The 16,504-nt window shown below is 47.0% G+C and carries 2 protein-coding genes; both read left to right on the top strand.

The features are described 5' to 3' along the window. The first annotated feature begins 214 nt into the window (after positions 1-214). Complete coding sequence (locus ACZIX4_RS06750; protein ID WP_463334854.1) at positions 215-7,699, top strand: fibronectin type III domain-containing protein; 7,485 nt, start codon at positions 215-217, stop codon at positions 7,697-7,699. Positions 7,700-8,057: 358 nt separating this feature from the next. Further along, positions 8,058-16,445, top strand: coding sequence for a GEVED domain-containing protein (locus tag ACZIX4_RS06745; RefSeq protein WP_463334853.1), 8,388 nt, complete (start codon positions 8,058-8,060; stop codon positions 16,443-16,445). Positions 16,446-16,504 lie beyond the last annotated feature (59 nt).

Genomic DNA, 16,504 nt, shown 5'->3' with positions numbered 1-16,504 from the left:
AAAAAATCGTGAAAAAAACGTTTGATGTTATAAAAACATAAAAATACATCACAAAACTCCATGCGTTTGTTAAATATCTATTTTTGTTTGCTTAACGAAAAAATAGATGATAGAAAATTACACACCTTGTACAGAAGACCAGACTTCTGGGCAAAATCTATGTGAGTTAAAACGGTCCGGAAACGGATTATTGAGTAAACTCAAAACCAGGCTTGTGCTCCCCGTAGCATCTTCATTCCCCCTGTCTTACCCTGCTTCGGCAAAAGACAGTTTTACCAATTATTTAGCGTACTTATTCATTGCCCTTATCTCACTTATGGGCAACAGCCTTATGGCGCAAAACATTACTAACTACACCTGGTCTACCAATACTGACGGTTCACTGGCTGCAGATATGAACAGCAACGCCATAAACCTTGCTTCGGGTACAGACCTTTTAACTACCGGGATTATCAATGACGATAACGCATCACCGGTAACCAATATTGGTTTTGATTTTTACTTTATGGGTGCACGTTATACCCAGTTCAGTATCAACTCTAATGGTCAGTTGGCATTAGGAAGTACAGTAATTGCAGGCGGCGCCTACACTACACCTGATTCTTCTATACCGCTACTTGCCCCGATTACAGGCGACAATTCCTTACAAAATGCGGGTACTGTAAAATATGCCGTATTTGGCTCGGCGCCAAACAGGGTTTTGGTAGTAGAATGGAACGGCCTGCGTATTCCTTACTCCACCTCCGAAACATCGGGCGGCACATACAGCCGCTTACAGGCCAGGTTATATGAAACCACCGGTATTGTAGAATATGTATACGGAGGTATGTACAATATGAGTACATCAGCTAGTTCAAGGTCTGTAGCAATAAGTTCAGGCTCTACATCAACTACATCTGCAAGGGTTGCAACAATTAGCGCCACACCTGCATTTGCAGCAAATACAACCTGGACAACCACTTCGTTCACGGCATCATCAAACATGGCTAACCTTAACAGTGCTGCCGATGGCAGCCGCCGTTTCTTCAGGTTTAACCCTCCCGGAAACGCAGGTAACACTATAGCTACTACGCTTGCGGCACCTACCGCCCTTGCTTTTTCGGGCACAACGGTAAGCGCTACCACCCTTAACTGGACAGCTGCTTCCCCTACTACGGGTGTTGTACGCTATGCTGTTTTTGCATCTACAGATAACAGCACATTTACCTTTAGTGGTACCAGCGCTGCAGGAGCTACAACCTACACTGCCACAAACCTTACGCCCGGCACCACCTATTACTGGAGGGTATATTCTTTGAGCGAAGGTAAACTGAGCAGCACTTACGCATCTGGCAGCCAAACTACTGCTACCTGCCCTACCGGTAACCTTACCTTTACCATTAACAGTGGCAGCGCTACAGGCGGCACTAACTTTGCCTCGTTTACAGATGCTGTAAATTACCTTAACACGCTGGGTGCATGTACACTTGGCACCGTAACCTTTAACGTATCGGCAGGGCAAACCTTTACCGAAAACGTACCGGCGATAACCGCAAGCGGCACCGCTGCTAACGGTATCTTTTTCCAGAAATCAGGCGCCGGGGCTAACCCGGTTGTTACACCTACCACGGCCTCTACAACATTGGCCGGTATACGTATCAGTGGTGGTGACTACATAACGTTTGACGGTATAGATGTCACCTTTAACGGCACAACTGTTGTAAACTACGGTTACTATATAACCAACGCAACTGCAACTAACGGTGCGCAGTACAACACCATTAAAAACACCACTATTACCCTGAACAGGACAAACACTTCTACAAGGGGTATTTACCAAGCTACAAACGCTACACCAAGCAGTGCTGCGGGTGCTAACTCGTATAACAAATACTACAACTTTACCATTACCAACTCTTATGTCGGCGTTTACCTTAATGGGGGCAGCACTACATATTTAGACCTTGGTGCAGAAGTAGGCACCACATCAGCCGCTACATTTAACACCATAGGTGCGGCGGCTACCGCCAATGATATAGGAAACGGCAGTAACTCTGTTTACGGTATTTACGCCTATTACCAAAGCGGTGCCAAGGTATTTAATAACGACATACAAAACCTTACGGCAACCGGTAACAGCGGTATTGTTTACGGTATTTACTTTTTAAGTACTTACGGAACATCTACCGTTTATAACAACAAAGTACACGCTCTGAGTGCTGTAGGTACAGGAAACAATAATTCCACATACCTTTACGGCCTTTATTTGGCACCGGCAAGTAGCAATACCATAACTGCATATAACAACTTTGTATACGGTTATGCACATGGAAAAGGTAATCCAAATGCAGCCACAACCATATATAACCGTGGTATACATGCAGCTACAGGAACCGTAAACCTGTACCATAATTCGGTAAACCTTAATGTAACTTCTACTCTTGCAGGATCTACAGCTTCTAACGCTTCAAGTACCGCACTATATACCGATAGCGGCACCATAGTAGCAAGGAATAACATTTTTGTTAATACAGGCACAGCCCTTACAGGCGTTAACAAATATGCCGTGTACAGGAGCAGTGGTACCTATACATTTGACAATAACGACTTATATGTAGTGGCTGGTACTACTAACTATGTAGGTTATTATTCATCAACTAACAGGACTTCCCTTGCCGACTGGCAGGGTGCCGCTACAGGCCTTGATGCCAACTCTAAGAGCGTACTGCCTGCCTTTACTTCGGCTACTGACCTGCACATACCGGCAGCCTCAAGCAGCTTGCTGGAATCGGGCGGTGCAGCAACTTCTGTAACCAACATTACTACCGATATAGATGGCCAAAGCAGGCCGGGTCCTACTGCTGTAAACGGTGGCGGTACAGCCCCGGATATAGGTGCCGACGAATTTGACGGTGCACCGGGCGGCCCATGCCCTACCCCAGATGCTGCTGCTTCGGTAGCGGTAGGAACCGTTACGGCAGCCACACTGCCACTTACCATAACAGCACCTGCTTCGCCTACTACAGCGCCTACAGGTTACCTTGTTATTTACAGCACGGCAACATCGCTTAGCGCCACCCCTACAGATGGCACAAACTACACGGCAGGTACTGCTTTTGGCGGTGGTACTGTAGCATACAGCGGTACATCGCTTACACCTACTATAAGTAGCCTTACTTCTAATACACACTACTATGTATTTGTATATGCCGCCTACACCGGTTCTTGTACCGGCGGGCCAAAGTATGCCGCCACGGCAGTAACTACAAATGCCATTACCTGTGTGGCCGCGCCAACAGTTTTTGCAAGTTCGGCACTGTCGTATACCGGCGCCACTGTTTCATGGACAGCATCGGCAGCAGGAGGATCGGCAGCACCTATAAACTACAGCGTTGAGGTGTTTACCGATGCTGCTTACACTACCGCCATACCGGGCTCTCCGTTTAACGCAGGTACGGCAGTAACATACACCCTTAACAGCCTTACGCAGTCTACACAATATTATGTACGTGTAAGGGCAAACAACACCGCGTGTAACAGTGCTTACCTTACCGGTAACTTTGCTACCCTAAGCCCTAACCAGCTGGGTTCGGGCTTAGGTACCAGTACATACCTGCCTGTGTACAGCTTTTTTGGATACAGCTACTCACAGCAAATTTACCTTGCCAGCGAAATTTCGGCAGTAACAACAGCCGGCAACACCTATATTACCAAAATAAGGTTTAAGCCAAACACGACCACTAACGGTGATACTACGAATACCACTACAGCATTAGGCAACTCTAATAACTGGACGATATTTATGGGTAATACAAGCCAGTCGTCATTTAGTTCTAATACTAACTGGGTTGCTTCAACCGGGCTGACCCAGGTATTCTCAGGCAACCTTACATTTACAGCAGGCAGCTGGGTAGAAATCACCCTGTCATCACCATTCATTTGGGACGGCACCAGCAACATCGTAGTTGGTGTAGATGAAAACACTAACGGATATGATGCTTCTCCGGGTACAGCGTGGGCTTCTTATAATGCAGGCTCTAACCGTGGAATGGTTTATTATTCTGACGATACAAACACTGACCCAGCAGCTCCGGGTGCAGCAACAATGACATATTCCGGCCCTACAGCCAATATCCCGCAAATGCAAATGGTTATCTCGGCCCCGCCAAGCTGTTTGCCACCTACCGGCCTGAATACATTACCGGTAAGCTTTAACAGCGGCACACTAAACTGGACGGCCTCTACATCGGCTCCGGCTAACGGATATGAGATATACTATAATACTACCGGCGTAGCACCTACAGCTGCAACAGCAGCAATAGGTACTACAGACACGAGTACAACCACGTTTGCGTTGTCTTCGCTTACTGCAGACACCACTTATTACTGGTGGGTGCGCTCTGCATGTAGCGTATCTGAAAAAAGCGACTGGGCGGGCACAAGCTTCTACACCGGATATTGCGTGCCTAACTCTTCCCCTACATATGAAGACTGGGACTGGGGTGAGTTCTATAATTTTTATATTAGTAACTTCACCACAACCGGTGGCTTTACAAACATAAACAAGTCCTCTACTTACGATACCACAGGCTACTCTAATTACAGCAGCAGCAACTTTGTAAGCGGCCTTGCTAACAGCACAGTTAACTTTACCGCTACACTTGACGCAATAGACTATGGGGCAGGCGTATCTATCTGGGTAGACTGGAACAACAACCTTGTTTTTGAAACTACCGAAAGGGTATACACTTCATCTTCTTATATATATACTTCGGTTACAGCCAGCTTCCCTATACCTGTTGGGGCTACCTTGGGTAACCACAGGATGAGGATAATGGTAGACGCAGACACTAACTCACCATCTAACCCATGTGGAGCAGGATTCTACGGCGAAACAGAAGACTACACCCTTACCGTTGTAGAAAACTGTACTGTAACTGTAACATCTGTAACAGGAAATTCACGTTGTGGCAGCGGTACTGTAGACGTTACTGCTACCGGAAATGCAGAAGTTACCCAGCTGCGCCTGTATACTGCTGCTACGGGAGGTACACTTCTGGACACTTCATACAGTACCGATGGTGATTTCGGAACGCTTACAACACCTTCTATAGCAGCTACCACTACTTATTATGTAGCAGCTTATAACGGTACCTGCGAAAGCCTTACCCGCACAGCAGTAACCGCTACAATAAACGCTGTACCTACAGCTATAACTATAACCCAAACTGTTTCGCCGGCCGGGGCTACAGCCTGTACGCAAGATTATGTACAGCTTACTGCTACCGGTGGTTTAGCCTTAACCACTGCCGCAAGCCTTAATTTTGAAAACGGCTATACTGATGGTGTATTAGGCTCAAACTGGACCAGGAACAACAGTTCTACAGGTGGTACCCTTGCAAATGCAGCCTTTACCATAAGGGATAACGGTTACGTATATAGTTCTACGACCTTTAATTCTAACGACAACAGTAAATTTGTTTTGACTAACAGCGACTCGCAAGGTAGTGGTGGTACTACAGATACACGCCTGAAATCGCCTGCATTCTCTTTAGTTGGGTACTCAAATGCTACGCTGTCTTTCTACCACTACTATAACTATTACAGTGGCGACAGCGGTAAGGTACAGGTGTCAGTTAACGGTGGTAACTTTACCACTATTGCTACAATAAATACTGATACGGGTACATCTACCGGTTTTGTGCAGCGAACAGTAGACCTTACACCATATGTAGGCAATGCCAGTGTAGAAATCAGGTTTAAATATGATGCAGCATATGCTTTTTACTGGGCGCTCGATAACATCAGCGTTTATGGTGATGCCCAGTCAATTACCTGGGCTCCTGCCACCGCCCTGTATACCGATACTGCCCTTACAACTCCATATACAGGAGGTGTAACAGGAACAGTATATGCTTTGCCAAACGGATCACAGGTATACACCGCTACGGCTACCACAGCTGCCAGCTGTACTAACACGGGCACTACAACAGTAGAAAACTACTCTAAACGCTATGTGGGTACCGACAGCGACTGGTTTACTGCAACAAACTGGAAACCTGCGGGTGTGCCAACTGCTGCTAACTGTGTAACCGTACCTACAGGTAAAACCGTAGCAATAGGCTCAGGCACAGCAAATGCCGCAAGCCTTACAGCCCTGGGAACAGCTGCAATAACTGTAAGTACAGGTGCTACGCTTAACGTAGAAAACGCACTTAATGTTAACAGTGCAGCTACCCTAACGGTACAAAACAACGGTGCACTACTACAAGGTGCCTCTACAGTAACCGATGCTAACAGCGGTAAAATAACCTTCCACAAAACAAGTAACCCACTGTTCAGGCTGGATTATACATTGTGGTCGTCTCCGGTAGCTACATGGACCGTAGGGCAGTTCTCGCCTGCAACGTCAAGCAACCGTTTCTACGAGTACATTTACACTACTGAAGGTGTAGGTGCTTACTCACCGGTAGCTACAACAACTGCATTTACAGCGGCCAAAGGTTTCCTTATCCGTATGCCAAACGTACTGAGCGGAAACGTGGTAGGTACCACAGGAGACCAGGTAACAACACCTGCAGAATACATAGCAGGCAGCGACAACTACTATTTCGACGGTACATTTACAGGTGCACCGAACAACGGTACCATAACCTACCCTATAAGTGCAGGTGCTGAAAGGTTTACCGCAACAGGTAACCCATACCCGTCGCCAATTAACCTGTCGGATTTCTTTACCGCTAACGGAAGCGTGATTAATACCACATCGGGTATCTACCTGTGGAGGAAGCGTAACAATACGGCCAACTCATCGTACGCAACACTAAGCCAGGCTGGTTACGTAGCTAACCCGCAGGATGGTGGTGTAGTAGACATGAGCTCGTACTTCTCAGGGGTTAACACCTATACCAACTGGACTATAGCGCCATCGCAGGGCTTCTTTGTAAAAAATGCAGCTGCCGTAACATCGGGTTCTATAACCTTTACAAACGCCATGCGTCGTGCAGCACCGGGTGCTTCACAAGCCTTCTTTAAGTCGGCTGCAAGCAGCGCTTCACGCCTGTGGCTGAACATCGCTGCCGAAAACGGCACTGCAAGCCAAACCATGGTAGCTTATATGGAAGAAGGTACACTGGGACTTGACTACGGTTTTGATGCCACCAAGTTTACCGATGGCAACTCGCTATCTATCTACTCGGTAGCCGAAACAACCCCTCTTACCATACAGGCAAGGCCGGGCTTTGAGGTGACCGACGTAGTACCGATGGGCTTCAGCGTGCCAAGTGCCGGTACATTTACCGTAACCCTTGACCACGTAGACGGGCTGTTTGAAGACGGACAGAAAATTTACCTGAGGGATAACCAGGAAGGCATAGTGCGCGACCTTACACAACTGGATTACACATTCAGCAGTGAGGCGGGTGCATTTGAAGGGCGTTTTGATGTAATCTATACAACCCAAGCCCTGGGTACAGACAACCCTGTACCGGATGCCAACAAGGTTATTGTATACACCGAAGGTAAGGTAATAGGCATCAACAGCGGAAACGCAATGATGAACAACGTTACCATCTACGACATACGCGGGCGTATGCTGTACAACCAAAACGGAATCAACAACACCGAACTGAAAATAAGCAACCTTACTGCAGAGCAGCAGGTACTTATTGTGGAAATTGATACCGTAAACGGAAAAGTAAGCAAGCGAATCGTGTTCTAAAAGTTATAAAATTGTCATAATTTTCTAACAACTGTTACAAATATTTGAAAGGCAGTGGGCAAAACCCACTGCCTTTCTGCATTTATAATTAAAAAATAAATCATAGCCGGAATATTTTGTCCAAACCCGATGCCAACAAAACGGTTTTTAATCAAAATATTAACATAAAATTGCTATTTTAAATTCTTAAATTAGATTAAAATATTGAATTATTTTCATTAAAAATGTTATTTCAAATAAATAAGTAATTTTTAATCACTAATTACAACGATTTCAGTAAAAATTTCCCTAATAATGTTAAAGACTCGTTAACGGATTGTTAAATTAATTAAGTTTATAACCTTGAAATCTTGTACAAATGGAAAAAAATTACGCGAATGTCCCCCGCGCCACAGTAATGGCGAGGCTGCGGGGTAGTGCCGGATCGTCATCCCCCGGATCCGGAACTTTGTTTGAGCGTACCCGTTATTGGGTAGTGCTTTTATTAGTAACCCTGTGCACGCTACCGGCCTTAGGCCAGGTAACGATAGGTACCGGAACCAGCACCCAGGTTTATCCTCTTGGAAACTATTATGGGTTTGAGCGCTCAGCTTCACTCTACACAGCAGCCGAAGTAGGCACTACGGGAAGTATAACAACAATTTCGTGGTATGCAAATACCGCAGGCGGCACACGCCCCATTGTTATATACTTAAAAACAACTACGTCAAGCACCTTAAGTGCCGCTACATGGGCTAACACCATTTCGGGCGCCACCCAGGTATATTCTGGTTCTGTTACCCCGGTAGTAGGCTGGAATAGCGTAACACTAAGCACCCCTTACAACTACCTGGCAGGATCTGACAACCTTTTAGTGCTTGTAGAAGCGAACTACGGCGGCAGTGGTAACGGAATGGGTACAGGCGGTAACGCCGTAAGGTATAGTACCGCTACCAGCAGGCACATGTTTGTACGGGCAGATACTACTGCCCCTACCGGCAATACAACTGTTACTAACAACAGGCCAAACGTACAGCTTACACTTACCCCAATTACCACACCAACAATAAGCGCAGGTGCGCTTACTGCATTTGGTAACAATTGCCCTAACACTACAGTAGGGCCTAACTCATTTACGGTATCGGCAGCAGCCCTAACTACAGACCTTACTGTAGGCGCGCTGGATGGCTACACCTACTCTACCACATCGGGCGGTACATATACAAGTACACTTACGCTTACCCCTGCAAGCGGCAGCGTATCGCAAACCGTTTATGTGAAATTTACACCTACAGCAGTACAAACCTACAATGGTAACATTGTTTTGAGCAGTACCGGAGCTACAACAGTTAACGTTGCCGCCTCAGGCGCCGGGGTTAACCTTGCCCCTACAATTAGCGCTAACGGTTCGACCGGGTCTGTAACACTTACATCGGCTGCCATAACAGGCGCCACCATAAGCGGAACAGGCTGTAGCCCTATATCAGATTACGGCATACAGTACAGTACATCGAGCACTTTTGCCAGTGGCAACGTAAGCGTTAGCGGCACCGGTTTTAGCGGTGTTGCAGGCGGCACATTTAACGCCAGCCTTACCAGCCTTGCCAATGGTACACAGTACTACTACCGTGCATACGCTACTAATACCGGTGGCACCACTTACTATGGCACTACAAGTAACTTCTACACCCTTACACCTAACCAGTTGGGCGCCGGCGCAGGCACATCTACTGCCCTGCCAATACAATCTTGTTTCGGGTATAACTATTCGCAGCAAATTTACCTTGCAAGCGAAATATCGGCTGTGGTATCTGCAGGAAGTAACCTTATCACCAAAATAAGGTTTAAGCCTACGGTTAACGGTGCTACGCAGGCTAACTACAACCAGTGGGTTGTATACATGGCCAATACAACCAAAGCTGCATTTACCAGCACTACAGACTGGATTCCGGGTACAAGCCTTACGCAGGTATACAGTGGCACCCTGCCGGCAATGAGTGCAGGAAGCTGGGTAGAAATACCGCTTGTAACACCATTTGTGTGGGACGGCACCAGCAACCTTGCTATAGCTGTAGACGAAAATGTTGCCGGTTTTAGCTGTACTGCTACATGGCAGTCTTACGGCTCCGGGACTAACAGGAGTATTTACTACTATAGCGATAGTACAAACCCGGCTCCGGCTTCGCCTCCTACGGCTACAAGCTACAACAGCGCCACACTGGCACAGGTACAGTTTGCCATACAGGTAGCCCCAGCGGCATGTAGTACACCTACTGTTGCTACTGACTTTTCTATAGGTACTATTACTTCTACAAGTATGGTGGGTACTATAACTGCCCCTGCTACAACCCCAACAGGTTACCTTGTAGTACGCAGTACATCATCTACACTTAGTGCCTCACCGGTAAACAACAACTCATATAGTGCAGGAGCCAGTTTAGGTGGCGGTACAGTAGTATACAGCGGCACTGCCCCTACGTTTACTGCTACAGCATTAAACCCTAACACTAACTACTACTATTTTATATTTTCATATAACTACGACAGCACATTTACAAGCTGTTTAGGCCCTGTATACAGCACCTCATCAATATCAGGCAACAAAGCCACCTGTGTGGCCGACCCGCTTGTGGTAGGTGCCAGTAACGTAAAGAACGACCAGGCAAACCTTAACTGGACATCTTCAATAGGCGGTGGCTCAGAATCTGTAACCTATGATGCACAGCTTTATTCAGATGCAGGATACAGCACACTGGTAAGTTCATCTACAGCCATTACGGGCCTACAATACCATGTAAGCAGCCTTGTGGCAAATGCTGACTACTTCTGGAGGGTAAAAGTAAACTCGGCTAACTGTACTTCGGGCACCTGGGTAACCGGTACTTTTAAGGCAGAAAACACCTATACACCAATAGACGTGGCCGGTTATAACTATGACGTTATTGCAAACGGCGTAGGCCCTGCAGCAAGCTCTACAACAAATGCTGTAGATAACCCTACAGTGGGCTCCGGCGCAAACTTTGCCTATATGGCAAATGACTATAAGCTGAACCTTAGTGATGCAGCCATAACATATGCACTTCCGCTAAACCGTGTAATGAACAGTGCGGCTACAACGGGGCTTAAGTTTTTCCTTGGCGACTACAACTCTAACAATTCACTAAAACTGGGCGCGCAAAACGAAACCGGGCTACTTACTTTTGTAACCCCTACTAAGCTAACCGACATTTACCTTGCGGTAACCGGTGGCAGCGGCGGCCCTACAATGGAAATAACCGTAAACTTTGAAGACGGCTCGTCTCAGGCTCCTGTTACTACGGCCACCTTTACAGACTGGTTTGGCGCAGGTACCACTGCTGTACCGGCACTTATCAGTAACATAGGCCGCGCATCTCGCGACAGTGGTGCGGCAAATACCGGTAACTTTAAAATTTTCCAGGTAACCGTGCCAATCCTTGCAGCAAACCAAGGCAAAAAGGTAGTGAGCGTACAGCTAAAGAAAACCTCATCTGCCGAAGGTTATGCTAACATGTTTGCTATTTCGGGTAAAGCCATTGGCGACTGTCCTACCATGAATACAGCTGCAGGCCACGGTAACCCGGGCTTTACAACCGCTACTGTAGAATGGGTATTGGGTAACCCGGGCGGTACAGCTGCCAGTGCAGTAACCTATACCGTAGAGGTAGCTACCGACGCTGCATTTACATCGCCTATATCAGGTTCTCCGTTTACTAACCTTAGCGGTTCATCGTACACATTTAGTGGTGTATCTGCAAATACCACGTACTATTTCAGGGTAAAAGCAGGTAACGGCATATGTGATTCCGGCTACTCTACAGGAAGCTTCTATAATGGCTACTGTTTGCCAACCGGACTTAGCTCATCTACAAGCTACTACCTTACTAATGTAGTTACTACAGGTGCACTAAGCAACCTAAGCAACGCTACCGGCAGTACTGTAGGTACAGCTACTGTAGGCTATGCAAATTATAGTGCTACACAAAGTGTAACGCACTATGCAGGAAGCTCGTTTAACATTGCGCTTTCTACAAGTTCAGGCACACACTATTTCTACACATGGATAGATTTTAACAACGACCTTGATTTTGCCGACACAGGCGAAACATTGGTTGCAACAACTGGTTTCACCGGCTCTTACAGCGGCGCTATAGCTATACCTGCAGGTACACCAAACGGCACCTACCGCATGCGTGTAGCCAGCAGCTGGTCTGGCACCATCACTGCTTGCGGCCCTGCCCCTTATGGTGAATATGAAGATTATTCACTTACAGTAGTATCGCAGCCGGCTCCGTGTACAGCGCCAAACGCTATTGCAGACCTTGGGCTTACACCTACAAGCACAAGCATGGCGGGTACAATAACTCCTGATGCTACAGCACCTACAGGTTATATTATAGTACGCAGCACTGCTGCATCATTAACAGCACAGCCGGTAAACAATACCTCTTATGCAGCAGGCAACAGCCTTGGCGGAGGTACTGTATTATACAACGGTACTGCTTTAACGTTTAATGATACCGGCCTTTCATCAGGCACTAACTACTACTACTTTGTATACGGATACAACACCGGCGGTGCCACCTGTTTAGGCCCTGTATATGGTGCTGTCTATACTTCTAACAAGTCTACTTGTATCGGTACACCACCGGTGGCAGGCGCCAGCAACATTAAAAACAACCAGGCCACAATAAACTGGGCCAGCGTTGTAGGCACAAACGTTAGCTATACCCTTGAGGTGTATACAGACAGTGGTTACACAACCCCTATAAGCGGTTCGCCATTTACTACAACATCTATCAGGTATGCGCTTTCAAGCCTTACTGCCAATGCCACTTACTACTTTAGGGTTAAGGCTGTTGCCGATGGCGTATGCGAATCAGGCTACGGCACAGGAAGCTTCATAGCCCAAAACAGCTACACCCCTATAGACATTACAGGCTTTAACGCCGACGTAATTGCTAACGGTACCGGCCTGGCTAACCTTTCTACCACTAACGACGTAGACGGCGTAAGCAATGCATACATGTCTCTTGATTATAAAAATTCAAGTACAGCTACTGCTGCTACATTCGGTTTACCTGTAAACAGGTTGCTTACAAGCAGTACTATATCTGGTCTTAACTTTATAATCCCAGACTATAATGGTAACAACTCGTTAAGGCTAAACGGCACTACCCCATCGGGTACCGTAACCCTTACAACACCTATGAAGTTTACAGACATTTACCTTGCGGTAACATCGGGCAGCCTTGCTTCTACCGTAAACGTAACCATTAACTTCTCAGACAGTACCACACAAACCATTTCAGGTATAAGCCTAACAGACTGGTATGACCCGGGAACTACTACACAACCTGCCCTTATAAGCGGTATAGGACGTGTAAACAGGTCAGCCAGCGCTACCGGCACACCGGAATCAGGTGCTTCAAAAGTATTCATGATTACCCTTACGCTTGACCCTTCTAACGTAGGTAAAACCGTAACAAGCTTTAGCGTTGCTACAACTGCAACAGGAAACACTCCTGTAGCAAACATCTTTGCCGTATCAGGTAAAGTAATAGGCGATTGCCCTGCTATGGGTACAACGTCGGCTACTGTAGCATCATTTACGGCAGCTACTATAAACTGGACCCTTTCATCGGCAGGCGATGGCGCTACAGCACCTACAGCTTACACTGTAGAACTGTATACAGATGCCGCCTTTACAACCCCGGCTACAGGCTCACCGTTTACAGGTATAAGCGCTACTTCGCTTTCGCTTACAAGCCTTACCGGCCAAACCAACTATTACTACAGGGTTAAGGCAAACAACGGTAACTGCGATTCTGGTTATGTAACAGGCAGCTTCTACACAGGCTACTGTGTACCTACCGGCCTTACCGGCAACACGGCTTACTACATTACTAATGTAACTACCACTAACGGTACTACTAACATAAGTAATACTACAACTGCCGGTGCGGCAGGTTATGCCAACTTCTCTGCTACGCAAATCGTAAGCCAGATACCTGGTGGCACATTTAACTACAGTATTGCTACAAGTACAGGTACACACTACTACTATGTATGGGTAGACTGGAACAACGACCTTGATTTTGCCGATACAGGCGAAACAATATTAGCTACTAACGGTTTTACTAACGGATACAGTGGAACCATAACCGTACCGCTTACACAGGCTGCGGGTAACTACCGTATGAGGGTAGCTAACAGCTGGTCTGGTGTTATTACCGCTTGTGGCCCTGCTGCTAATGGCGAGTATGAAGATTACACCATCAACGTACTACCTGCACCTTCGTGCTACTCCCCTACCGGGCTTGTAGCAACGTATGGCTACACCAGCAGTACATTCAGCTGGAGTCTGCCAATATCTGGCACAACTCCTGTAGGATATGAGTATGTACTGTCTACCACAGCAGGCACTCCTGCAGGCAGCGGTACTCCTGTAACCAGCCCTACGTTTACAACACCTACAACGCTTGGTACTACATACTACCTGTATGTACGTTCTAACTGTGGCGGTGGCGATTACAGCTCTTGGTCTACAGCTACATTTACCCCTGGTTATTGTACACCGGCTACCACTACTGTAAACACTATAGATACGGTAACAAACGTAGTAGCTACAAATACTACAGGCGGCACTTATACTAATGCTTCTACAAGTAACGGTACTACAAACTACAGCACTTATACTACAACCTTTAACCTTACCCAGGGCAGTGCCGGTAATACCATAGCACTTACCTTCGGTACAGACGGCACGCAGTACAGCGCTGTATGGATAGACTATAACCGCAACCTTATCTTTGAAACAGGCGAAGAAGTTATAGGTGTTGCTACAAGCTCAGCAGCCGGCAGTGCCACTGTAACCTATACATTTGCCGTTCCTGCAACTGCTCAGCTGGGCAGTACTGTAATGCGTGTACGTGGTGGTTCAGACTCAGCTTACTCAGCATCCGGCCCATGTGCTACAACAGCTTATGGCGAAACAGAAGATTACACCATTAACATTATAGCCCCTTGCTATAACTGGACAGGTGCTACCAGTACTAACTGGAATACGGCTTCTAACTGGTGTGCAGGTGTAATACCTACTTCTGCAAATGACGTAACCATAGGCACAGCTACATACTACCCTGTAATTACTACAGGTACAGTATCTGTACACAACCTTACCCTGGGTGCCGGTACTACGCTAACCGTGAACAGCGGTGCTACACTAAGTGTAGACAACATACTGGCTGTAAACAGTGCAGCTACGCTAACGGTACAAAACAACGGTGCACTACTACAAGGTGCCTCTACCGTAACCGATGCTAACAGCGGTAAGATAACCTTCCACAAAACAAGTAACCCACTGTTCAGGCTGGATTACACATTGTGGTCGTCTCCGGTAGCTACATGGACCGTAGGACAGTTCTCGCCTGCAACGTCAAGCAACCGTTTCTACGAGTACATTTACACTACTGAAGGTGTAGGTGCCTACTCACCGGTAGCTACAACAACTGCATTTACAGCAGCTAAAGGTTTCCTTATCCGTATGCCAAACGTACTGAGCGGAAACGTGGTAGGTACTACAGGTGACCAGGTAACAACACCTGCTGAATACATAGCCGGTAACGACAACTACTATTTCGACGGTACGTTTACAGGTGCACCGAACAACGGTACCATAACCTACCCGATAAGCGCAGGTGCTGAAAGGTTTACCGCAACTGGTAACCCATACCCGTCGCCAATTAACCTGTCGGATTTCTTCACTGCTAACAACAGCGTGATTAACACCACATCGGGTATCTACCTGTGGAGGAAGCGTAACAATACGGCCAACTCATCATACGCAACACTTAGCCAGGCTGGTTACGTAGCGAACCCGCAGGATGGTGGTGTAGTAGACATGAGCTCGTACTTCTCAGGGGTTAACACCTATAACAACTGGACTATAGCGCCATCGCAGGGCTTCTTTGTAAAAAATGCTGCTGCTGTAACGTCGGGGGCTATAACCTTTACAAACGCCATGCGCCGTGCAGCACCGGGTGCTTCACAAGCCTTCTTTAAGTCGGCTGCAAGCAGCGCTTCACGCCTGTGGCTGAACATCGCTGCCGAAAACGGCACTGCAAGCCAAACCATGGTAGCCTATATGGAAGAAGGTACACTGGGACTTGACTACGGTTTTGATGCCACCAAGTTTACCGATGGCAACTCGCTTTCTATCTACTCGGTAGCCGAAACAACCCCTCTTACCATACAGGCAAGGCCGGGCTTTGAAGTAAGCGATGTAGTACCGATGGGCTTCAGCGTGCCAAGTGCCGGTACATTTACCGTAACACTTGACCACGTAGACGGGCTGTTTGAAGACGGACAGAAAATTTACCTGAGGGATAACCAGGAAGGCATAGTGCGCGACCTTACACAACTGGATTACACATTCAGCAGTGAGGCGGGTGCATTCGAAGGGCGTTTTGATGTAATCTATACAACACAAGCCCTGGGTACAGAAAACCCTGTACTGGATGCCAATAAGGTTATTGTATACACCGAAGGTAAGGTAATAGGCATCAACAGCGGAAACGCAATGATGAACAACGTTACCATCTACGACATCCGCGGACGTATGCTGTACAACCAGAACGGAATCAACAACACCGAACTGAAAATAAGCAACCTTACTGCAGAGCAGCAGGTACTTATTGTGGAAATTGATACCGTAAACGGAAAAGTAAGCAAGCGAATCGTATTCTAACGGTTGCTATAAAATAACATACCCAAAAGAGAAGCCCCGCCAATATTGGCGGGGCTTAC

Source organism: Flavobacterium niveum, from assembly GCF_055231775.1.
This window is presented reverse-complemented; position numbering and strand designations above follow the sequence as displayed.

Excerpts from the sequence above, each read along its gene's own strand:
- ACZIX4_RS06745 (WP_463334853.1), top strand. The coding sequence starts at position 8,058 with ATGGAAAAAAATTACGCGAATGTCCCCCGCGCCACAGTAATGGCGAGG.